This is a genomic window from Bradyrhizobium sp. UFLA05-89 (assembly GCF_059803475.1).
This window is the reverse complement of the sequence record NZ_JBANBA010000069.1, coordinates 1-21,845: the sequence shown is the minus strand read 5'-3', so window position 1 is coordinate 21,845 and position 21,845 is coordinate 1. Positions and strand designations below refer to the sequence as shown.

At 63.2% G+C, this 21,845-nt stretch carries 16 protein-coding genes and 1 pseudogene; 9 read left to right on the top strand and 8 right to left on the bottom strand.

What is annotated here, in order from left to right; translation table 11 throughout:
• Position 1: 1 nt before the first annotated feature.
• Genes flgA through flgF form a run of 3 tightly spaced genes read right to left on the bottom strand, consistent with a single transcriptional unit; the run spans position 2 to position 2,683 of the window.
• Complete coding sequence (gene flgA, locus SO139_RS29225; protein WP_449377072.1) at positions 2-1,102, bottom strand: flagellar basal body P-ring formation chaperone FlgA; 1,101 nt, start codon at positions 1,100-1,102, stop codon at positions 2-4.
• A 9-nt stretch (positions 1,103-1,111) separates the two neighbouring features.
• Positions 1,112-1,900: a flagellar basal-body rod protein FlgG gene (gene flgG, locus SO139_RS29220; RefSeq protein ID WP_449377073.1), complete on the bottom strand. Its 789-nt coding sequence runs from the start codon at positions 1,898-1,900 to the stop codon at positions 1,112-1,114.
• Positions 1,901-1,921: 21 nt separating this feature from the next.
• Positions 1,922-2,683 (bottom strand): flagellar basal-body rod protein FlgF, encoded by a 762-nt coding sequence (gene flgF, locus SO139_RS29215; RefSeq protein WP_449377074.1) that lies wholly within the window; start codon positions 2,681-2,683, stop codon positions 1,922-1,924.
• Positions 2,684-3,070: 387 nt separating this feature from the next.
• Between flgF and fliL the strand changes: the two genes are divergently transcribed.
• Genes fliL through SO139_RS29195 form a run of 4 tightly spaced genes read left to right on the top strand, consistent with a single transcriptional unit; the run spans position 3,071 to position 6,032 of the window.
• Positions 3,071-3,571: a flagellar basal body-associated protein FliL gene (gene fliL / locus SO139_RS29210; RefSeq protein WP_449377075.1), complete on the top strand. Its 501-nt coding sequence runs from the start codon at positions 3,071-3,073 to the stop codon at positions 3,569-3,571.
• 29 nt (positions 3,572-3,600) lie between these two features.
• Positions 3,601-4,803, top strand: coding sequence for a flagellar motor switch protein FliM (gene fliM / locus SO139_RS29205; RefSeq protein ID WP_449377076.1), 1,203 nt, complete (start codon positions 3,601-3,603; stop codon positions 4,801-4,803).
• Positions 4,800-5,246 carry a DUF6468 domain-containing protein gene (locus SO139_RS29200; RefSeq protein ID WP_449377077.1) on the top strand — a complete coding sequence of 149 codons (447 nt, stop codon included), beginning with the start codon at positions 4,800-4,802 and terminating at the stop codon, positions 5,244-5,246. The genes fliM and SO139_RS29200 overlap by 4 nt, the downstream gene beginning before the upstream one ends.
• A 9-nt stretch (positions 5,247-5,255) precedes the next feature.
• Positions 5,256-6,032 (top strand): MotE family protein, encoded by a 777-nt coding sequence (locus SO139_RS29195; protein ID WP_498541056.1) that lies wholly within the window; start codon positions 5,256-5,258, stop codon positions 6,030-6,032.
• Positions 6,033-7,678: 1,646 nt separating this feature from the next.
• On the opposite strand, the gene SO139_RS29190 is transcribed toward SO139_RS29195, so the two are convergent.
• The gene (locus SO139_RS29190) at positions 7,679-7,867 is read right to left on the bottom strand and encodes a hypothetical protein (protein ID WP_449377080.1); all 189 of its coding nucleotides are present in this window, start codon (positions 7,865-7,867) and stop codon (positions 7,679-7,681) included.
• 148 nt (positions 7,868-8,015) lie between these two features.
• A complete protein-coding gene (locus SO139_RS29185; RefSeq protein ID WP_498541055.1) occupies positions 8,016-10,631 on the bottom strand; it encodes a VCBS domain-containing protein in 2,616 nt (871 codons plus the stop codon).
• A gap of 72 nt (positions 10,632-10,703) precedes the next feature.
• Here SO139_RS29185 and SO139_RS29180 point away from each other — a divergent pair, with 72 nt between their 5' ends.
• The 3 genes from SO139_RS29180 (at position 10,704) to SO139_RS29170 (ending at position 13,186) form a co-directional block, all read left to right on the top strand.
• Positions 10,704-11,228: a hypothetical protein gene (locus SO139_RS29180; RefSeq protein WP_498541054.1), complete on the top strand. Its 525-nt coding sequence runs from the start codon at positions 10,704-10,706 to the stop codon at positions 11,226-11,228.
• Between the two features lie 372 nt (positions 11,229-11,600).
• Complete coding sequence (locus tag SO139_RS29175; protein WP_449377082.1) at positions 11,601-12,269, top strand: FecR family protein; 669 nt, start codon at positions 11,601-11,603, stop codon at positions 12,267-12,269.
• A 131-nt stretch (positions 12,270-12,400) separates the two neighbouring features.
• Positions 12,401-13,186: a tetratricopeptide repeat protein gene (locus SO139_RS29170; RefSeq protein ID WP_474800374.1), complete on the top strand. Its 786-nt coding sequence runs from the start codon at positions 12,401-12,403 to the stop codon at positions 13,184-13,186.
• A gap of 575 nt (positions 13,187-13,761) precedes the next feature.
• Here the strand turns inward: SO139_RS29170 and SO139_RS29165 are convergent.
• Positions 13,762-16,557 (bottom strand): UPF0182 family membrane protein, encoded by a 2,796-nt coding sequence (locus SO139_RS29165; protein ID WP_498541053.1) that lies wholly within the window; start codon positions 16,555-16,557, stop codon positions 13,762-13,764.
• 244 nt (positions 16,558-16,801) lie between these two features.
• On the opposite strand from SO139_RS29165, the gene SO139_RS29160 reads away from it, so the two are divergent.
• A complete protein-coding gene (locus tag SO139_RS29160; protein WP_449377085.1) occupies positions 16,802-20,524 on the top strand; it encodes a tetratricopeptide repeat protein in 3,723 nt (1,240 codons plus the stop codon).
• Positions 20,525-20,605: 81 nt separating this feature from the next.
• Positions 20,606-20,842 carry a hypothetical protein gene (locus SO139_RS29155; protein WP_449377086.1) on the top strand — a complete coding sequence of 79 codons (237 nt, stop codon included), beginning with the start codon at positions 20,606-20,608 and terminating at the stop codon, positions 20,840-20,842.
• A gap of 19 nt (positions 20,843-20,861) precedes the next feature.
• Here the strand turns inward: SO139_RS29155 and fliP are convergent, their stop codons facing one another.
• Both fliP and SO139_RS29145 read right to left on the bottom strand, forming a co-directional pair.
• Positions 20,862-21,617 carry a flagellar type III secretion system pore protein FliP gene (gene fliP, locus SO139_RS29150; RefSeq protein WP_449377087.1) on the bottom strand — a complete coding sequence of 252 codons (756 nt, stop codon included), beginning with the start codon at positions 21,615-21,617 and terminating at the stop codon, positions 20,862-20,864.
• A pseudogene (locus tag SO139_RS29145) lies at positions 21,614-21,845 on the bottom strand (flagellar biosynthetic protein FliO); the annotation flags it as partial. The gene fliP and the pseudogene SO139_RS29145, both read right to left, overlap by 4 nt.

Below are 21,845 nucleotides of genomic sequence, written 5' to 3'. Positions count from 1 at the left end.
CTTACTCTGACTTGGCTTGTGCTTGCGCGATCTGGGTTGGCGAAACCGGGGCCTGGATCAGGCTTTGGGCGAGGGCGGCCGCTGAGGGCGTCTCCTCGCGCTTGAGCGATGAGGTCTGCTCGACCGCGGGCGCGGCAGGCGCGGACTGGCTCGCGCCCTGCACCGTGACCTGGCCGCGGCCGGTGACGATGCCCTGGAGCGTGCGCTTGGACTGCATATTGAGGACGGATACGGTATCGCCCTCAGAGCCGCTGTCGACCGCCTTGCCGCGGGTGGTGAGGTAGAGGCCCGGCACCTGGTAGATGATGGTGACGTTCTGGTCGCGCTGCACGAGGTCGGGCTTTGCGATGTCGGCGACGCGGATCGGGGTGCCCGCCCGCATCGGATGACGGAGCTGCATGCCGACCGCGCGCTCGCGCGAGGCGGCTTCCCCCTGGACGTCCGCCCGCGGGCGGCGCTCCAGCACGACGTCGGACGACTTCAGCATCTCGGTGCGGTCGATGTCGCGGCTCAGCACCGCAACCTCCACGGTCTCGATCGCGGTGCCGGTGAGGCGCAGCTTGGTCGGCGCGAGGCTGTTCTCGTTGTTGATCTCGAAGGTCAGGTCGAAGCGGCCGCTGCGCGCGTCGTAGCGTGTGGCGGTCGCCTGGAGCGCGCCGGTGTTGGAGGCGTCCAGCCGCACGTCGGAGATGCCGCGATCGAATGTGACCGTGATGTTGGCGGCGTCGCCAAGGCCGAAGCGGCGCTCGAGCGCGGAGGCGACCGCGAGCTCGAGGTCCTTGTTGGCAAGCGTGCGCGCGAGCCGTGTGACCGTGACCTCCTTGAGGTCGCCGGTCATCACGCCGATCACCTGCTTGGCACGCAACACGCTCAGGACGTTGGCGACCGGCAGCGCGCCGGTGGTGCCGAGATCAGGCGAACGATAGACCGGGATCTGTGCGGCGGAGCCCGCATTGTCGATGAGATCGCCGACCCGCACCACGTCGGAGGTGACGGTGATGCTGGCGCGCAGCGTCGGCGGCGCGATGCCGTCGTCGGCGGCCCATGCCGGCGCTGACAGCGCGAGCAGGGCGGCGAGGGTGGTGATGGTCTTGCGCATCATCGTCATTCCCTAGCGGAACAGCGCCGTGGTGGATTGCATCATCTGGTCGGCGGCGCTGATCACCTTGGCGTTCATCTCGTAGGCGCGCTGGGCGGCGATCAGGTCGCTCATCTCCGAGACGACGTCGACATTGGCCTGTTCGAGGCTGCCCTGCGTGATCGTGCCGTAGCCTTCCGAGCTCGCGGTGCCGTCCTGCGGCGCACCGGAGGAAGGCGTCTCGGTGAACTGGTTGTTGCCGACCGGCTGGAGGCCCGCCTTGTTGATGAAGCGCGTCAGCGCGAGCTGGCCGATGATGGACGAGGTCGACGAGCCCGGCAGCGTCACCGAGACCTGGCCCTGCACGTTGACGGTGAGGCCCGAAGCGTTGTTCGGGATCGTGATGGTCGGCTGCACCGGATTGCCCTGCGCGGTGACGATGCGGCCCTGGTTGTCCATCTGGAAGGTGCCGTCGCGGGTGTACTGGTAGGTCCCGTCAGGCATCAGAATCTTGAAGAAGCCTTCGCCCGAGACCGCCAGATCGAGGTCGTTGCCGGTCTGCGACAGCGTGCCTTGCGTCATGCTGCGCGGCGTGCCGACCGTCTTGACGCCGCCGCCGATATCGACGCCGACCGGCAGGATGGTGCCCTGGTCGGACGACTGCGCGCCGACGCGGCGGATGTGCTCGTAGATCAGATCCTGGAACGCCGCGGTCTGCTTCTTGAAGCCGGTGGTGCGCAGGTTCGCGATGTTGTTGGAGATGACCTGCACGTTGAGTTCCTGTGCCGCCATTCCGGTCGCAGCGGTGTGAAGCGCTTGCATGTCAATCGTCTCCTGATGGCGTTACGCTGGAACGTCGGCGAGCTTCTCGATCGCCGATTTGTGCATGTCACTTTGCTGCTGCAGCAGGTTGGCGACCTGGGTGTACATCCGCATCACCTCGACCATCCGGCTCATCTCGCCGACCGCGTTCACGTTCGACTTCTCGATGTAGCCCTGGCGCACGGTGGACTTGGTGTCGGCCTGCTGGTTCGCGGAACCCTGGGCGTAGAGATTGGCGCCCTGTTTGGCGAGCCTCTGCGGATCGTCGAAGGCGACCATGCGGATCTTGCCGCGGATGGAGTCGACGCGGGCGGTGCCCTCGAGCACCGTCACCGTGCCGTCGGGCGCGACGTTGATGTCGTGGTCGGTCGGCTGGAAGGTGATCGGGCCGGCATTGCCGAGCACGAGATTGCCGTCCGAGGTGACGAGCTGGCCCTGGTTGTTGAGCGAGAACTTGCCGTCGCGGGTGTAGCGCTCGCCGCCGGCGGTCTGCACCGCGAAATAGGAATTGCCGTCGACCGCGAGGTCGAGCGGGTTCTTGGTTTCCTCCATCGGGCCCTGGCCGACATCGCGGAAGGTGCCGCGGTCCTGCACATAGGAGACCCGGCGGTCGGAGCCGACGAAATTGTCCTCACGCGCGCCGGAGTTGAGGAATTCCTCAAACAGCGTGCGATCGGCCTTGAAGCCGTTGGTGTTGGCATTGGCGACGTTGTTGGCGATGACATCCATCTGCCGCTCCAACGTCATCTGCCGCGATAAACCGACCAGAAGCGCGTTCTGCATCGGATGGTTCTCCCCTGTGGAGGTCCTGCTTCGCCGCTCTCCCAAGCGTCTTGGCCGACCCGTCGATGAGACCTTCGGGCTCTCCCAAACCGTCCGGTCTCGGCCTTTCCTCAGCGAAAGCCGTGCCAACGCAGAAAATCACGCATTCGCAGGCGCTTAGGTGTTCTGGAGGGGCGAGCGAGGGGCGGCAGAAAGGTTCTGTTGACCATGTTTGCCCGGCAGATTTTTCCTAGCGCAGGGGCAATCGAAAGGTTCTGTTAACCATGATTACCGTACCGTTTGCAGCTATGAGGAGCGCGTTGCGCGCTGGGGCAGTTGTATCGCGTCACTGGCCGACCAGAAGGCTTCGCTTTCTCAGATCCTTGATAGTGAGCGAGCGCGGCGACCATGGCAGAGAACGAAGCGGAAGGCGGCGCAGCCACTGACGGCACCGAGGCGGCCCCGCCGAAGAACAAGCTCAAGTTCATCATCATCGCGGTCGCAGCGCTCGCCATTCTCGGCGGCGGCGCGGCAACCTGGTTCTTCCTCTTCCGTCATGGCGACGACGAGCACCATGCCGAGGCCGCGCCGCCACCGAAACCGCCGGCCTTCGTCGACGTGCCCGACATGATGGTCAACCTCGCCGGCGCGCCAGGAGAGCGCGTGCAATATCTGCGGCTGAAGATCGTGCTCGAATTGAAGGAAGAGAAGCAGATCGAGGCGATCAAGCCGACGATGCCGCGCGTCACCGACATCTTCCAGACCTATGTCCGGGAGCTGCGCCCCTCCGACCTCAATGGCTCCGCCGGCATCTTCCGCCTCAAGGAGGAGCTGACCAAGCGCGTCAACGCGGCGGTCGCGCCGATCCAGGTCAGCGCGGTGCTGTTCAAGGAAGTCGTGGTCCAGTGACGGTGCAGGGAAGGTAACGGGCTAGCGTCATGGCCGGCAACGAGCAAATGGACCAGGATGCGATTGCCGCCCAATGGGAGGCCTCGCTCGATTCCGAGGATCCCGCGGAGGCCGCGAAGGCTGCTGCCGAGAATGAACTATCCGAGACCATGGCCCTGCAATGGGCGGCCATGGTCGAGGACGGCAGCCGCGATCTCGGCAACGGCAAGAATTCAGGCGAGAGGGTGCTTTCGCAGGAGGAGATCGACAATCTCCTCGGCTTCACCGTCGGCGACGTCACGCTCGACGACCATTCCGGCATTCGCGCGATCATCGATTCAGCGATGGTCTCCTACGAGCGTCTGCCGATGCTCGAAATCGTCTTCGACCGCCTGGTGCGATTGCTGACGACTTCCTTGCGCAATTTCACCTCCGACAACGTCGAAGTCTCGCTCGACCGCATCACCTCGGTGCGTTTCGGCGACTACATGAACTCGATCCCGCTGCCGGCCGTCCTCTCGGTGTTCAAGGCCGAGGAGTGGGAAAACTTCGGCATGGCGGTGGTCGACTCCAGCCTGATCTATTCGATGATCGATGTGCTGCTCGGCGGTCGGCGCGGCGCGAGCCAGCTCCGCATCGAAGGCCGGCCCTACACCACGATCGAGACCGAGCTGGTCAAGCGGCTGGTCGAGGTGGTGCTGGCCGACGCCGAACAGGCATTCCGGCCGCTGTCGCCGGTGACCTTCACGATCGACCGGCTCGAGACCAATCCGCGTTTCGCCGCGATCAGCCGTCCTGCAAACGCCGCGATCCTGGTGCGACTGCGCATCGACATGGAAGATCGTGGCGGCAACATCGAACTACTGCTGCCTTACGCGACCATCGAGCCGATCCGGGGCGTCCTGCTCCAGATGTTCATGGGCGAAAAGTTCGGCCGCGACACGATCTGGGAAGGTCATTTCGCCACCGAGATCGTCCAGGCCGAGATCGCGGTCGATGCCGTGCTCTATGAGGCCGACATTCCGCTCAAGCAGCTCATGCGGCTCAAGGTCGGCGACACGCTGCCGCTGGACATGCGCGCGGATGCCAACGTGACCGTGCGCTGCGGCAGCGTCACACTGACCGAAGGACGGATGGGACGCGTCGGCGATCGCGTCGCGATCCGCGTGACGAAACCTCTGCGCAAGCCAGGTACGACACTTGCGATGTTCGAGAAGGTCGACGAGCAGAACAAGATGATGGAGGCACCATGAACCACTCCTTAGGCATGGCGATCGAGATGCTGGTCGCGATCCTCCTGATGCTGACGATCGGCTACTGCATCCTGCTCAACAAGCGGCTGACGCGGCTGAAGGCGGACGAGCATTCGCTGAAAGCCGTCATCGCCGAGCTGATCACCGCGACCGAGATCGCCGAGCGCGCGATCGGGGGGCTGAAGCTCGCTGTCCGCGACGTCAACGAAAATCTCGGCAGCCAGCTCGCCGCCGCAACGCAGATGTCCGACCAGCTCTATCGCCAGCTCGGCGAGGCCGACAACGTGGTGCGGCGCCTCTCCAAGATCGCCATCGCCGCGCGCCCCGTGACGAATCCGGAAGCTGCCGCAGCCCCCGTCGTCAAGCCCTCGGCGGCGAAGGCGGTGGCGGCGGCTGCCGAAGCATTCTCCGAGCGCAGAAGGTCCAACGGGATTGCCGCATAAAGTCGATGCATGAAATCCTTTCGTAACATCCGCGTCATTCCCGTCGTTCTGGTCGCAGTCGCCGCCCTCGCCATGCTGAAGGTCGCGGGCCTCGTGATCAACGGCGGCTACGTGTTCGACTACCAGCCGAACACGACCAGAAAATCCTGGGCGCAGGAAAACCTCAACTTCCCGACCGGCCGCGAAGACCCCGACATCACCGGCTCGACGCACGGCGCGCCGAAGGAGGCTTCCAAGGAAGATGCGCCGAAACCGGCCGCGCCCGAGACCAAGCCCGAAGGCCAGGTGATCAAGCCGGAAGAATCCCGCGAGCAGACTTCGCCCGCCGAGCGCGCGATTCTGGAGCGCTTGCAGAACCGTCGCCAGGAGCTCGAAGCACGCCAGCGCGAGATCGACATTCGCGAGAGCCTGCTCAAGGCGGCCGAGAAGCGCATCGAGTCCAAGGTCGAGGAGATGAAGGCGGTGGAATCCCGCATCTCCACCACCGCAGCCGAGCAGAAGGCGGCGGAAGCTCAGCGTCTCAAGGGCCTCGTCACCATGTACGAGGGCATGAAGCCCAAGGACGCCGCGCGGGTGTTCGATCGCCTGGAGATGGGCGTGCTGATCGAGATCGCGACGCAGATCGCGCCGCGCAAGATGTCGGACATCATGGGATTGATGCAGCCCGAGGCCGCCGAGCGGCTGACGGTCGAGATGGCCCGCCGCGCCGGTGGCGGCGGAGACCGCTCTGCCGATGCCGCCGATCTGCCCAAGATTGAGGGCCGCCCGACGCAAAAGCCGAATTGAAACGGAGGATTTCCCGCTCCACCGCGATGGGGCTGGGGGCTGAAGTATCGCGGTGGAGCGGAGCCGGCAAACCTCAATACGCAAGCGAAGCCCCGGCGAGGACAATCTGCGTGTGTGATTCGGGCGTGTTGGCGGCCAATTCGAGGCGTTGTTGGTGCGCGCACAACACTTCGCTCGGCGCACCACTCCCCTCCGTGATGCGTTTTCCGCAATGCAGCATCGGTTACTGCGAGAACGGATTGCGAGAATGGATTAAGACGCCATTAGCTTATGCGGATCATGCTTCTCAGCATGAGAGTTGCAATGGCCGCACTTGTTGCTCTCCTCGCGCTTCATTACGTGGACGAGCAACTATTCGGCGCCCGGTACACCCGAGGCGTAACGGCGATGCTGTCTCAGATCATGAGGTCGTTCGGCTAGGGCGCGTTCAGACTGTTTGTCTAGTTCGCGACGCGCTGGTCTACCCTGCGATCTCCGATCCCGGCAGTCGTCGCGTCGAACCACTTCCCGGCGGGAAGCGGCGTGCCGCATCGTTGCCTGATCAGATCGGCCTTCGTGACACGCGTCACCAGATTCAGAGTGCTATGGCAACAGGAGCACTCGTAAACCTTCAGAGCATACCCTTTGGCGACTGGAACGAGAGCTATGAGTGCTCTTGCCCTGCTGCATATGATGCAATTGGCTTCCCCGCGCATCGATCGAGCCCCCGCCTGATCAATCGAAATCGGATCGTCACGACGCTATCTCGTTCTGATTCGCTCATCGGTTGCAACATCTCAATGGTTGAGCGGGTGCGCCCGGCAAACCTCACCGCGCAGACCGTCCTCACGCATGAAGCGAGTGACGAAGAGCCTGCCTCGCGTTGCAGATGCAGTCAGACGGCGCTTCTCGTTCTGAACGTGCGATGAGTTGACGCGCGCAAAATGTGAGCTGGACGACAGTCGCGCAGCGCACACTGGAACTAGGGTGGGGCCATTCGCTAATCAGTGGCGTGGAGGGAGCGATGAACTACTGCTCATCCATAGCAGACCGCGCAATCGAGGCCATCAATCGTCTGCTGATCGTGGCGATGACGTCCGCCTGGACATCGACCTTGAGTCATCAGCATGCATTGCCGCCCGCTGAGGAAGATGACAGTGACGATGACGCTTGTTCGCGGCAGCACAGCGCCTCGCCGTCGGATTGGAACGGCAGGCAACACTGAAAGAGCCTTGCGGCACAGCCGCAGTTCGCGATCAACACGCGACGTTGTGAGGCGTTGATGACTCCGATGCGGTGGCGTGTTTGGTCGGGTCAGCGATTTCCGATCCGAGCGCGCCAACGTGCTTCAAAAGTGTCGTAGTCCACGGCCCATGCTTGCGAGTCCAGCGGATTGCTCGGGCTTGCCGCGACCGAGCCCGTCACGTTCGCGGCCAAAGCTGGTTGTGCCGAATTCCGCTTTGGCCACTCCAGCTCCGATTTAGAAAGCATAGGCTTGCCCTCGTACCAGCATTTCCGTTCATCGATGATGCGATAGGACCACCAGCGACCCTGCGTCGACGAGGGTATCGAGCTGCTGCATTGTTGCTTCGCCATTGCATCGGGTGTCCCGGCTGGCAAAAGCCAGGTCGCGAAGGCGGCAAGGGCGACCGATCGGAGCCGGTTCGTCATTGGTCTGCAAAGGAACCGCTTCGCTGCTGTAAACGGCTTACAGCAACGACGAGCTCGGGACGTTCCAGAACTTCGATCAGTCTATCGAGAACACGCTCGGTGCTCTGAGGTCGCGGTTGAAGGTATTCTTCGAGGATCGATTGCGCTTCGCTGATCGCATGAAGTGCCAATTGTTGATCGGTCATCACTTCTTACCCATCCACAGATCCGCCGGTAACAGAGGCAGAAAAGATCAAGTCACTTTTGGGGAATATTCACGTTTTCCTCAGATCTTTGATCAACTTTTGTTTCAATCGGAACCTCAAGCCATAGAAGCCCACCGGTCGAAAATCTTCATACCATCAACTCGTGGTGATAGGCGGGCTGAGCGCTCGCTTCATGAACAGAGACCGAATTCAAAGGGGCGGCGGCGTCGTGCGCAGGCGCAAGCGATTCAACTGCTTGGGCTCCCAGAAGTCCCGGGCGTGCTATGTTTGTATCGACCAACGACGGGGTAGGGGGCAGTTCCGCGAACGCAAGAGCGCCCGAGCCTTTGGCCTCGGTAAGCTCGTTCCTGAAATGAAATACGTCTTCAGCGCCGAGCGCTGTGAGAGGATGTGAGCCGAGGAGCGCGGGTGTGGCAGCGGACCATTCAGAATGATCGGCGGCGGACTGAATGGGCGCGATGCCTTGCTCGCTCCTTGCGCTGAAGGCCAGATTGGCAGCGAACGAAAAAACAAAATGGTCGCTGCTGGCGAGATGGTTGGCACCGAACCCGCTGATGCCTTCAGGCTTCGCTTCAGCCTGGCTGATGTCGTCCCCGCTCTTGCCGGTCGTCGTCGGGCTGCTGGAACTGCCGGCGGCCACGTCGATTTGGCCGGTATCGTTCGTTGAGTCCGGACTGGCTGCCGGTGGCTGGCTGGCGTCGCTTCCGCCCCCTGTGCCGTCTTGTTTCGATGTCCCATCGCTTGGTGGCGGATCCGTTTGCGTTGCGGCAGCCGGGCTGTCGAGGTCCCGGAAGCCTGCGCCGTGGATGGTAATCGTCACAACCTGCGGCGTGCCGTCGATCGTGGTTATCGTGAAGGTATCGGTCAGCGTGTCGCAGGCCCTGAGAGCCCGGACCGCGCAGTTGTCTTCGTCGAGTGCGTAGGTCCAAACGCCCGCAGCCGTCATCGTGAAGGTGCCATAGCCGTGCGTGCTGCACTTGGGCGCGCAAACCGCCGTGAACAGGTTGGGCGGATTGTCGACATCAGTGTCGGTGAGCGTGCCGGTGGCCGTCGGTGCCTCCGGCGTCTTGCAGATCGGCTCGGTCACCGAGCCCGTCGTGGTGCCGTGGATGATGGCAGGGTCGTTGGCGCCCTGGATGGTGATCGTCACCACCTGCGGCGTGCCGTCGATCGTGGTCACCGTGAAGGTGTCGGTGAGCTTGTCGCAGACATTGAGCGCCTGCACCGCACTGTTGCTGTTGTCGAGCGTGTAGGTCCAGACGCCCGCTGCCGTCATTGTGAAGGTGCCGTAGCCGCCAGCGCTGACCTTGGGTGAGCACACCGCGGTGAACGTGTTGGGCGGATTGTCGACATCGGTGTCGGTCAGCGTGCCGGTCGCCGTCGGCATACCCGGCTTGCAGCCAGCCGCCTCGATCACGCACCCGGCTGTCTTGCCGGAGATGATGGCGGGATCGTTGGCGCCATGGATGGTGATCGTCACCACTTGTGGTGTGCCGTCGATCGTGGTCACGGTGAATTTGTCGGTCAATGTGTCGCCGACATTGAGCGCCTGAACTGCGCAGTTGCTGTTGTCGAGCGTGTAGGTCCAGACGCCGGCCGCCGTCATCGTGAAGGTGCCGTAGCTGCCCGCTTCGGGACAACCGACCGGCACGAAAGTGTTGGGCGTATTGTCGACGTCGGTGTCGGTCAGCGTACCGGTCGCGGTCGGAATTCCCGGCTTGCAGCCGGCCGCCTCGGTCACTGAGCCGGTCGTGTCGCCCGAGACGATCGCGGCATCATTGGCGCCGTGGATGGTGATCGTCACGACCTGCGGCGTACCATCGATCGTGTTCACGATGAACGTGTCGGTCAAGGTGTCGCCGACATTGAGCGCCTGCACCTTGCTGTTGGTATTGTCGACCGTGTAGGTCCAAACGCCCGACGCGGTCACGCTGAACGTGCCGTAGCCCGCCGTGCTGGTCTTGGAATTCACGACCGTGAAGGTGTTTGGGGTATTGTCGACGTCTTTATCGGTCAGTGTGCCGGTCGCGGATGCGCCGGGCGCCGCGTTGGCAACGCCGCCCGCTTCGGTTGACGAGCCGGTCGTGACGCCGGAAATGATGGCGGCGTCATTGACGCCATCGATGCTGATTGTGAAGTTCTGAGCAGTGGTAAGGTTGCCGTCCGACACCGTAATGACGAAATCGTCAGTCGTCGGCGTCGTCAGCGCGTTGATTGCGTCGCTGTTCGGCACGAAGGTATAAGCGCCGCTGGCGCTGTTCACATAAAGCGTGCCATAGGTGCTGGCTTTCGACACATCATACGTCACTCCACCCACGACCGTGTCGCCGGCGGTGCCGCCGCTGATACCGAAAACCAGTGGCGCGCCACTGGTGCTGCTGGCGCTGAACGTGCCGCTGGTCGCAGTGAAGGTGTCAAACACCACCGTATCGAGTTCGACCAGTCCTGACTGAATATTGAACGTCGGCGGCGAATGAACAACGATAGGATTATCGGGAACGACGACGGTGCTAGGCAGCACGATCGGAAGCGAATGTAGCTGCGCAGGAGCGTCGGACTCTATGAAATTGATCGGCTCCAGCGGCAGCGTCTCCGGGAAGGGAGTCGTGCCGGATCCCTTTGGCCCGACCTCCTTCGAGAGATTGGCCCACACGTCATGCTCCGCCGCCTGGAGTTCCTCCATGCGAGCCGGGGTATTGACGACCTGGTTGACGCTGACTGAAGACCCGACCTTGTTGAGCACGACCGTCTCGCCGGGATCCTCGACGATGATGTGTCGCGGAACCGCCTCCTTGGTCACGAGCTCGAATGCGCCGTGCTCGACGTCCTTGTACGTGATGCTGTCATTGTCCAGGAACGTGATATTCGCGTCTGCGGCCTCGGCACCCTTCAACATCGAGAACATCAATGTTCCGAGCGCCAGCATTCCGAACCCGCCCGTATGGATCCGGCCGCGAATGCTCCCAACGGGAGTATCGAGCGTCAGGGCACCGCTCTTTGCCGACCGCCCGGCAACGAAAGCAAAGGTGCCTTTGGATATCGTGAACACGGCCGAGCACGAGGTGCGGTCGAGATCGCAGACGAATTCGCTCAGCTCCATGCGCGCGCCGCTGGAGAGGTTGAAAAAGGTGTCGTCAATGAAGCGGATGCCGATCTGCCCGTCGGCGGCCGTCTCGATCACATCACCGGGGCGGAGTGGATCGCCAACCATGACTTGGGTGGCGATGCCGCTCGCACGCCTCAAGATGCCGCAACCGATCGCCGTGTGAACGGTGCCGATTATCTTCGGAGACGCGACCACGGAGGTCACGTCTCCGGCCTCTACGCCGGACGCAACTAACATAGCCTTCGACCTCGTCAGCCGAGAACTCAGGCTCAGCGCGCCTTTTTTCTTTCGTTCTGGTCTGCCCTCGCCACGAGATCAACCAATCATGGCGCCGGCAGCCCAGGGCTTGCCCGCCGAAATCCTGATCGAGATCACCCAAGTCGATTCAAGAAAGAGACGCGTTCAGCGCGTGGTCGAACCCGGCCCCTTCCATCGAAGCGATTTGCTTTTCCAAATGAGAGTTAGTGTAATTTTTCTGCGGTATTCCGGATCTGTGGAACAAAATTAAGCCGGCGGGATGGATTTAACAACCATTAAATTATATTATATACCGCTCGACTAGGTTTGTTCGGAAAAACCGCATGGGCTGGGGCGGAGATCTTCTCAATGAAGGGGGAGGTCATGCGTGTATATTCGATACTCGGATTGGTGACCGCTTTCATTCTGACGCTCGCCGGCCTTTTGCCCGATGCTGCGCGCGCGCAAGTCGATTCCGCCAAGCCCGTTCTTCAGAACTTTTCCTCGAAGCCAATTGGCAAGATCGTAACCGCCACGGGCTCCGTCACGATCGAACACGCGAATGCGGTCGTTGTTCAGGCCAACGTGCCCCCCCAACCCAATCAGACGAAAGTCGGCGATCTCGTCTATCTGGGGGACGTGCTGCGGACAGGGGATGACGGTCGAGTTGGCATCAACTTTACCGATGGCAGCTCGTTCAATCTGTCGAGCAACGCGCACATGACCTTGGACGAATACGTCTACGACCCAAACGGAAAGTCCAATTCGACTTTCTTCAGCCTCGCAAAAGGCACGTTCACCTTCGTTGCCGGCAAGGTCGCGAAAACTGGTGACATGAAGATCGACACCCCGGTCGCCACAATGGGCATCAGAGGCACCACGCCCCATGTCGAGATCTCCGACAACGGGTCGGTGAAATTCTCTACCCTCATCGAAGAGGGCAAGAGCAAGATGACAAAGAAATCCGCCGGTTCCACTGGGCCATCTGAACAGAAAGCCGACCGCAAGCTCAACTTGAACATCTGCCGACGGTGCTAGAAGCCTTTCACCAGGGACAGAAATTTCCCTAATTCGTGATCGGGGATACTGATATGAAGCCGAGTGCGACCGGAGCCATCACCGGCGTCGTGGCGTCTGGTCTCATCTTGCTATTGCTGGAGCTGCCGGCGGTGGCGCAGGCGCCGAAGCAGGAGGGGAGCTATCTCAAGACGATTGAGCTGTGCAACAGCGTCGCGCGCGCATCGCTCGAAGCACGAATTGATGGTTGCACCGCGTTCATCGATGCGCACCGAAACGCGACGAAGGCCTTGGCCATCGCCTATAACAATCGTGGCAACGCTTATGCCGAAACGGGACGCTATGATCGCGCCATCCACGATTTCGATCAATCGATCGAGCTCAACCCGGGCTACACCAAGGCCTTCAACAACCGCGGTGTGGCCCATCTGATGAAAGGCGAATACGACCTCGCGATCGAGTCTCTGGATGAGGCCATCAAGCTCAATCCTGGCTACGGCGAGGCCTTCGCGAACCGTGCAGAGGCTAACCTTCGAAAGAACGCGTACGATCGCGCGGCGCGAGACTACGACGAGGCCATCCGTTTGCGGCCAGATCTGGCGGGCGCGTGGAGCGGACGCTGTTGGGCCCGGACCATGCTGGGCACTCTGCAGGCTGCGCTCGAAGACTGTAACAAGGCGCTTCAATCGGGATCGGGCAATGCGGCCACATACGATTCGCGTGCTCTGGTCTTCCTGAAGATGGGCCAGCTCGCTGCAGCCATGGATGACTATAACTCAGCGCTGCGGCTCGAGCCGAAGCTGGCGAGCGCGCTTTATGGGCGCGGCCTCGCCCGGCTCAGGCAAAGCGACAAGGCAGGCGGTGATGCCGATATCGTGGCGGCAGAGACAATTCAGCCCGGGATCGCCGACGACTTCGCGCGCTACGGCGTGCAGTAGAAGCGGCATTCGCAAACTGGACTGCGACCGTCGAGGTATCAAAATCCGGTATTCAAGCGGGTTCGATGGTGCTTAGATTTCACCTGCGTCATGACGTGACGGGCGCTGGCTTACGGACTCCGCTCGTTGCTTTGGAATAAGTTTGCCCTTAAGGCCCGCCTCCAACTCTTAAAGCCTTCCGTTCTTCCCCATACTCGGGGGCGGGTCTTTGTTTTTCAGAAGACTGTGGGCCGCACCGCTGGCCAAGAAGTCCGTTGCCATGCCACGCTGCGCAGTCGAATACGACGGCAACGTAGCGGTACTCTCCTCGTGATGTTCTGTCTCGCACACGCCGCGCTGTGGGCGCGTGAAGCAAGTGCCCAGTGTTCAGCGCGCGACGTCCTGCAAAGTCAAAATCATCGGCCAGGACGGCAAGGCGGACGCGCAAATATCCGTGCGATCCCGCTTGCTGTTCGTGCGACCGACAGGAGCCGAGAACGCAGCATTCCTTCCGCCCTAAAAATAAGAATATCGTCTGCTGAGACCAGGGCTCCCCTGGCGGCCGAGGAATGACGGGCGTCACTGGGCCAGACCCCTCACGGACCGCCGGGTTGCCGGCGGATCTCTTCCAGCAGGCGGCGCATCGCCTCGACCTCCTTGCCGAAGCCTGCCCAATCACCGGTTTTCAACCGCTCCATTGCCTGATCGTAGTGGGTGAGCGCCTCCTGCGCGCGTGCCGCCGCGGCTCCTTCGCTGGGCAACTCCGCGGTCCCACCCGGTGCCGTCGTTGTGGGCCCGCTGTTCGCGAAGAGCGCCCACAAGGCTTCCTCGAGCGTTTCCTTCATGACGACGTGCTCGCCATAGGCGGCAATCACCCGTTTCAGTTCCGGCAAATGACCCTGCTCGGCTCGCAGATATAGCGGCGACACGTAAAGGATCGAGTTCTCGATGGGGATCACGAGCAGGTTTCCCCGGATCACTCGCGAGCCCATCTGGTTCCACAGCGAGATCTGCTGGGAGATCTCCGTGTTCTGATGAATGCGTGCCTCGATCTGAAACGGTCCGTAGACCAGCTTCTCCTTGGGAAATTCGTACACGATCAGCTTGCCATAGCCGGGCTCGTCGCAGCGTGCGGCGAGCCATGCGATCATGTTGTCGCGGCGGCTCGGTACCATCGGGATCATCAGAAAGAACTCGGCTTGCGCTTCGCCAGGCAGTCGCATGATGATGTAGTAGGGCGCCATCGCGGTCGTGCCGTCCAGTGAAGAGACGCCATCGCCGGCCGGCTGGCGCGGGAATTGCCAGAGGTCCTCGCGGTTGTAGAAAACATCGGCAGATTCCATGTGATAGGTTTGGAAAAGCCGGGCCTGGATCAGGAAGAGGTCCTCGGGATAGCGAATGTGCCTTTGCAGATCGGGCGGCATCGCCGTGAACGGCTTGAAGAGAGCCGGGAAGATTCGACGATAGGTCGCGGCTATCGCGTCTGCCTGGTCCATCAGATAGAAGTCGACGGTACCGTTATAGGCATCGATGATCACCTTCACCGAATTTCTGATGTAGTTGAGATTGTTGGAGCCGGACGCGCGCTGCGCATAGGGAAAATATTCGCTGGTCGTGTAGGCGTCCTGAATCCAGAACATCCGGCCCTCGCTGACGACAAGGTAGGGATCGCGATCCAGAATCAGGAACGGCGCAATCGTGCTCACCCGCTCCTGGATGTTGCGCCGGATCATGATCCGGCTGCCGTCGCCGACGTAATCTGAAAGAAACAGGTTCACGTCGTTGAAATAGTGGGCGAAGATCAGTCGCCGCACCATGCTCGACAGCGGGACGCCGCCGGCACCGTCATAGGACGCGTAGACGTTGTCCTTTCCCTTGGGGTAATCGAACTCCGGCACGGTTGCCTTGACGATGACGTAGTCCTCGGTCTGCTGCCCGTAGTAGATGCGCGGCTCGCGAATCTCGGGACCTCCCTGCGCAACTGGAGGAACATCGTGCAGGTAGAGGAGCGGAAGCCCTTCGCTGCTCTTCTGGGTGACCGGACTGAGCACCGCACCATTGCCGTGGGTGAACAGGATGTGGCGGTTGACCCAGGTCTGCGCGTTGGGCGGCAGCAGCTCGGAATTCAGCTCGCGCGCCGAGAGGATCACGCTCTGGTAGGTGCCGCCGAGCCAGTAGCGGTCGACATCGAGGTTGCGCAGCTTGTAGTAGGTGCGGATCTCCTGAAGTTGCGCGTAAGTGTCGGCCAAGGGTTGCCAATCCCACAGCCTTATATTCTCGATCGTGGCCTTGTTGGCTTCGAGCGTGCCGAAGGTCAGGGTCTGCTCCGCAGGGAATGGCTTGGGCGAGATCCGATTGAGATTGTAGGCCTCCCGGGTCAGCGCGATGTTGCGTGCGATGTAGGGACGCTCCCAGTCCAGCTCGTTGGGCCTGACGTAGAAGCGCTGAAAAACTGCGGGGATGATCCCGGAGAGCAGGAAAGCGGCGCCGAACAGCAGCGCAATTGCGGCGGTGGGGAGGCGGTAGGTGCGGACCCACAGGTTCGCCCATGCGGCCAAGGCAGCGACGATCGACAGCGCGATCAGGATCCACAGGACCGGCAATTCGACGTTGACGTCGGTATAGCCTGCGCCGACCACCACGCCGTTGTCGCCGAACAGCAGGTGGTAGCGGTCGAGGCCGTAGGACCACGCCTTCATGCCGAAGAAAAGCCCAAGCAGTGCCGAACCGTGGGAGATCGCCGCCGGCGACATTCGTTGGGCCCGGTCCTCGATGTCGCCATGCACCCAATAGACGAATCCGGCGAACAGTGCGCTCATGATGAGCGTCAGCATTGCCCAGTTCTTGATGGCTACGAACGCGGGCAGGGAGAACAGGTAGAAACCGATATCCTTGCCGTACAGGGGATCGTTGCTACCGTAGGGCACCTGATAGATGAAGCGGAGCAGCGTGCCCCAGTTGCCGACCTCGCCCCAGGCGACAAGCAAGGCAAAGAGGCCGCTGCTGGCGGCGATCACGCCGCGCCACGGCAGCCGCTCGCGCAGGAATTCAAGCGGATCAGGCTGAGCCGCGGCGGCCGCAAGTGTTGGAACAAAGGCCGCAGGCAATCGGGTTCGCCGCCCGCCAAGACCAAGCGCAATCCGCGCGTTCAGCCACAAGATGGTGGCAGTCGCGGCGAAAACGACAATGAAGCCAGCGGTTTTGGCGCCGATCGTGATCCAGAATATCTGCGTGTAGCCGACCGAGGCGAACCACATCCAGTCGACCAGGACGTCGCTCACGAGAGCGAGCAGGATCAGACCCATGACGATGGCGATGGCCGCGATAGTGAACCCTGCCGCAGCACTGCGCCGCGGCGCCTTCTGGCCGGGTCCGGCGATCCCGATCGTCATGTTCGCACTATAGCAGAATGGCGGCCGGGGCGGCGCTCTCCGGACGTGAGACCGATGGCGCGAATTACCCCTACGCTGGAAGGCCCGGGCTGGCTGCTTCGGGAACGGTGGTGCGGCGCAGCGAGCGCAAGTCAAATCAATCCGACAGCATTAACAAGTCCTTAATTGGCGAAACCTTAAAGTCGGGGGCACAGGCCGGCCCCCATCGCCGGCGTGAATCGTCGGACTGGATGAAATGCCGCCAATGGCGCGACAGGCTGCCGCTGGATTTTGGTCGCGAGCCCGGGCCTTGGTGTTGACCTCGGCGCCGGCTGCGCGCCGTCGTGTCCGCGCGCTGTCCGCACTGGCCGCCTGCTTGTTGGTGGGCCTGGCTTCGCCCGCGCGCGCCCAGCCGGTGCGGGGTGAGGCGACCTTCTCCGCCGGCGGGGGCTTTGCGCGCCTTGTCATCAAGCTCGGCGAGGATGTTTCCTCCGAGGTGACGACCGCGGGCTCGATCCTCATCATCCGCTTCGAGCGACCGGTCGATATACCGGTCGATCGCATTCCGGAAGGCGCTCCCGACTACGTCAACTCCGCGCGGCGCGATCCCGACGGCGCAGCGATCCGGCTGTCGCTGGCGCGCCGCGTCACCGTCAACACCATGAACGCCGGCGAGCGGACCTTCGTCGACCTTCTGCCCGAGGGCTGGAAGGGCGCGCCGCCGAGCCTGCCGATGGACGTGGTGAAGGAACTTTCCGATCGTGCGCGCGCCGCCGAGCGCGCGCTGCGTGCCCAGCGTGTGGCCGCCGAGACCAAGAAGCGCCCGCCGATCCGCGTCCGCGCCTCGGTTCAGCCGACCTTCGTGCGCTTCGTCTTCGAGATGCCCGACGGCGTCGCCGTCTCCTCGGTGCTCAACGAGCAGAAGCTGACGCTCGCCTTCAACGCCAATCTCAACTTCGATCTTGCAGACGCGGTCGTGGCGGCCCCCCCGAACGTGGCCTCGATCAAGCAGAAGGCCGACATCGACCAGACCAATATCGAGATCGCGCTGATCGGCGAGGCCGACGTGCACTCTTTCCGCGACGACAAGAACTATGTCGCCGACGTCGCCTTCCAGCCGGACAAGAACAAGTCCGCGACGACGGCCGAGCAGGTTCTGGCGCCGGCAAAGCCGGCCGCGCCCCCTGGATCGCACGCGGCGGCCGAGAAGGAGATGCCGCGCGAGATCAAGCCTCCGACCTCCGAGACCATCGCGCGCGAGGCCAAGATCGACGTGAAGCCGGAGACCGCGGGCGCGCCGCCGGCTGCCGAGGTGCCGAAGCTTGCACCGGCCGCGTCCGAGCCCGTCGCAGCTGAAATTGCGCATCCGGCCGAGGCACCGAAACCTGCGCCTCCGGCCGCCGAAGCCGCAGCGCCGGCTGCTGCGCCAAAACCCGTGGCCCCGGTGGCCGCCGAAGCGCCGAAGGAGCCGGTCAAGGAGGCGCCGAAGGACGTGGCGAAAGCCGCACCGGTCGGGGCGCCGGCTCCGGCCGTCTCGCAAGAGACCGCGCCAAGCGTCGATGCCCGCCGCGACAGCGACGGCCTGCGCGTGACGTTCCCGCTCTCCGTCGCAACGCCCGCCGCCGCCTTCCGCCGCGGCGACACCGTCTGGCTGGTATTCGATACGCAGAAAGCCATCGACGTCGAGCCGATCCGGGCCAAGGGTGGTGCGATGATCGGCGAGGTCAGCCGCACGCCGCTCGACAAGGGCCAGGCGATCCGCATCCGCCTCAACCGGCCGCTGGTCTATTCGCTGTCGAGCGAGGAGAACGGCAAGGAGACCAACTGGCTCCTGACGCTCGCCGACAAGATCCAGGCGACCCCGCTGCCGTTGATGATGATGCGCAACATCACGGACCCCGCGCTCGCCAATATCGCGATCCCCTTCGCCAATCCGGGCATGCTGCACAAGCTGACCGATCCCGACGCCGGCGACACGCTCTACGTCGTCACCACGCCGCGGCCGGTTCGCGGCTTCATCAAGCGGCAGGACCTGGTCGACCTCTCGCTGCTCGAATCCGCGCACGGCATCGCCATTCGTCCGAACTCCGACGAGGTCGGCGTCGAGGTCGGCTCCGACAAGGTGATCCTCGGCAAGAAGGGCGGGCTGACGCTCTCGCCGGTCGACGTCTCCGCCGAGCGCGCGCCGACCGCGGTGCGGCCGGTCTTCAACATCGAGGAATGGCGCAAGGGCCAGTCCGAGCTGTTCATGAACAGGCAGAGCGCGCTGGTCAACGCGATCGCGGCGGCCGAGCCGGCGCAACGCTCGATCCCACGGCTTGATCTTGCGCATTTCTACATGTCGCGCGGCATGTATCACGAGGCCAAGGCGATGACCGACGTCATGCTGGCCGATCCCCTCAACAAGGAGGAATCCTCGGCGCTGATCATGCACGCGATCGCGAGCATCCTGATCGGCCGTCCCGGGCAGGGGCTGAAGGATCTCGCCAATCCCGTGATCGGCAATAGCCACGATTCGCAGCTCTGGAAGGCGCTCGCCTATGCACGCCAGGGCAAGTGGGCCGATGCACGCGAGAAGTTCAAGAACGTCGAGTTCGCCATAGCCTCGCTGCCGCTCGACGTTCAGCGCATCGTGACGATGGATGCGATGCGGGCTTCGCTCGAGGTGAAGGACTATGCCGGCGCCTCCAAGCGGCGCAGCGAGCTCGAGGTCGTCGGCGTGCCGCCGGAGATGGCGCCGTCCTTCGCGGTGCTGCGCGGCCGGCTCGCCGAAGCGCTCGGTCACGACAAGGACGCGCTCGACGACTACAAGTTCGCGGTCGACTCGGACGACCGGCCGGCCGCCGCCGAGGCCAAGCAGCTCGAGGTCGCGCTGCGGCAGAAGCGCGACGAGATCACCAAGGACGACGCGCTGCGTGAGCTCGAGACGCTGGCGATGACCTGGCGCGGCGATGCCATCGAGGTGAGGACGCTCCAGTTGCTGGCCCGGATGTATGCCGACATGGGCCGCTACCGGGATGCGCTCGCCGCGGCGCGCACCGCGACCAAGCTGCAGCCGAATGCGGAAGCTTCGCGGCAGGCCCAAGATCTCGCGCAGGAGCTGTTCGCGCAGATATTCCTGAGCTCGAAAGGCGACGATCTTCCACCGATCGAGGCGCTCGGGATGTTCTACGAGTTCCGCGAGTTGACGCCGATCGGCCGGCGCGGGGACGAGCTGATCCGCAAGTTGGCCGATCGCCTGGCGTCCATCGACCTGCTCGACCAGGCCGCCGAACTCCTGCAATACCAGGTCGACCATCGCCTCGAAGGCGCTGCGCGCGCGCAGGTTGCGGCCCGCCTTGCCATGGTCTATCTCGCCAACCGCAAGCCCGACATGGCGATCTCGGCGCTGCGCGCGAGCCGCATCAGTGACCTCTCCGGCGAATTGCGCCAGCAGCGTCTCTTGCTCGAGGCGCGCGCGCAGAGCGACGTCGGCCGCCACGACCTCGCGCTCGACATCGTCTCCAACGTCGCCGGTCGCGAGGCCATCCGCCTGCGCTCCGACATCTTCTGGGCGGCGCGGCGCTGGCGCGAATCCGCCGAGCAGATCGAGCTCTACTACGGCGAGCGTTTTCGCGACTTCAAGCCGCTCAACGCGGTCGAGAAGAGTGACGTGATCCGCGCCGCCGTCGGTTACGCGCTCGCCGACGATGCGATCGGGCTGTCGCGCTTCCGCGAGAAATACGCGCCCTTGATGAGCGAGAGCTCGGACCGACTTGCCTTCGATATCGCGAGCAAGCCGGCGGCTGCCTCCAGCGCCGAATTCGCTGAGATCGCAAAGCTCGCTGCCAGCGTCGACACGCTCGACGGCTTCCTGCGCGAGATGAAGCAGCGCTTCCCCGACGCCACCGCTCGCGCGCCCATGCCGCCGCAGGCCAAGGACGAGACCGATCACACCGGCTCGCTGCCCTCGATCCCGCCCGTGAGGCAGATCAAGATGGCCCGCTAGACCGTTTGCCAAGGCCTCTCGACAGCCGTCCGCCAACGCGGCAATTTGCCGTCGTGCGCCGATGCCGGGAGAAGCGTGGACATGAGCAAGCCCGTCAAGACCGAAGCCGAATTGATCGCCATGGCGAAAGCCGAATTGAAGGTCCATGCCGATTGTTCGGAGGGCATGAAGATCATCGTTCTCCGCGATGGCAACAGCTGGGAGTTCCGCGACGAATCCGACCAGTCCACCATCGACAAGCCCGGCTACCCCGAATGCGTCGCCATGCTGGTGCAGATCGGCGATCACCTCAGCAAGCAGTATGACGTCAAGGGGTAGGCGACCTCGGTGTGAGGCGTCACCCCCCGTAACTCTGCACCAGGCTTCCTGCGACCAGCGACCAGCCGTCCACCAGCACGAAGAAGATCAGCTTGAACGGCAGTGACACCACCGCTGGCGGCAGCATCATCATGCCCATCGACATCAGGACGGAGGCGACGACGAGGTCGATGATCAGGAAGGGCAGGAACAGGAGGAAGCCGATCTCGAAGGCGCGCTTCAGTTCCGAGATCATGAACGAGGGAATGAGGATGCGGAGTGCGAGCTCGTCCGGGGTTGCCGGCGGCGGCTCGCCGGAGAGGTCCATGAAGAGTTTGAGGTCCTTCTCGCGCACGTTCTTCTGCATGAAGCCGCGCAGGGGAACTGAGGCGCGCTGGAGCGCGTCCTCGACGCCGATCTGGTTGGCGACCAGCGGCTTGATGCCGTCGTCGTAGGATTTCTGCAGGACCGGTCCCATCACGAAGAAGGTGAGGAACATCGCGAGCGCGATGATCACCGAGTTCGGCGGCGCCGTCGCGGTGCCCATGGCGGTGCGAAGCAGCGACAGCACGACCACGATGCGGGTGAACGACGTCATCATGATCAGGATCGACGGTGCGATCGACAATACCGTGAGCAGCGCGATGAGCTGAATTGCGCGCTCGGTGACGCCCCCGCCGCCCTGGCCGCCGAGATTGATGCTGATGTCCTGCGCATGCGCAGGCGCCGCCAGGAGAGCGGCGCCGATCAGGACAGGAAGGAAAAAAACTCTACGCGGGAAAGCCGAACGTCTCACGAAGGCGGCTTCGGACGGCCGAGCAGGGAGGCCATCTCGTCTTCGAGATTTTCAAAGCTCGTCTTCGCGGGCGCCGCCGGGGCAGGTGTCTCGTTGCGCGACGGGCGCGCCGCGGGTGCGGGCGGCTCGGGCGCAACGGGAGGCGCGACCGTCTCGCCGGTGGGCCGGCGCAGTGCTGCCTCGAGCCGCTGCGCCATCTCGGCGAGATTCTGCTCGGCGCTCGAGGGG

Bases quoted from the DNA above. Each gene is read 5' to 3' on its own strand.
- flgA (WP_449377072.1), bottom strand. From the start codon at position 1,102: ATGATGCGCAAGACCATCACCACCCTCGCCGCCCTGCTCGCGCTGTCA.
- flgG (WP_449377073.1), bottom strand. From the start codon at position 1,900: ATGCAAGCGCTTCACACCGCTGCGACCGGAATGGCGGCACAGGAACTC.
- flgF (WP_449377074.1), bottom strand. From the start codon at position 2,683: ATGCAGAACGCGCTTCTGGTCGGTTTATCGCGGCAGATGACGTTGGAG.
- fliL (WP_449377075.1), top strand. From the start codon at position 3,071: ATGGCAGAGAACGAAGCGGAAGGCGGCGCAGCCACTGACGGCACCGAG.
- fliM (WP_449377076.1), top strand. From the start codon at position 3,601: ATGGCCGGCAACGAGCAAATGGACCAGGATGCGATTGCCGCCCAATGG.
- SO139_RS29200 (WP_449377077.1), top strand. From the start codon at position 4,800: ATGAACCACTCCTTAGGCATGGCGATCGAGATGCTGGTCGCGATCCTC.
- SO139_RS29195 (WP_498541056.1), top strand. From the start codon at position 5,256: ATGAAATCCTTTCGTAACATCCGCGTCATTCCCGTCGTTCTGGTCGCA.
- SO139_RS29190 (WP_449377080.1), bottom strand. From the start codon at position 7,867: ATGACCGATCAACAATTGGCACTTCATGCGATCAGCGAAGCGCAATCG.
- SO139_RS29175 (WP_449377082.1), top strand. From the start codon at position 11,601: ATGAAGGGGGAGGTCATGCGTGTATATTCGATACTCGGATTGGTGACC.
- SO139_RS29165 (WP_498541053.1), bottom strand. From the start codon at position 16,557: ATGACGATCGGGATCGCCGGACCCGGCCAGAAGGCGCCGCGGCGCAGT.
- SO139_RS29160 (WP_449377085.1), top strand. From the start codon at position 16,802: ATGGCGCGACAGGCTGCCGCTGGATTTTGGTCGCGAGCCCGGGCCTTG.
- SO139_RS29155 (WP_449377086.1), top strand. From the start codon at position 20,606: ATGAGCAAGCCCGTCAAGACCGAAGCCGAATTGATCGCCATGGCGAAA.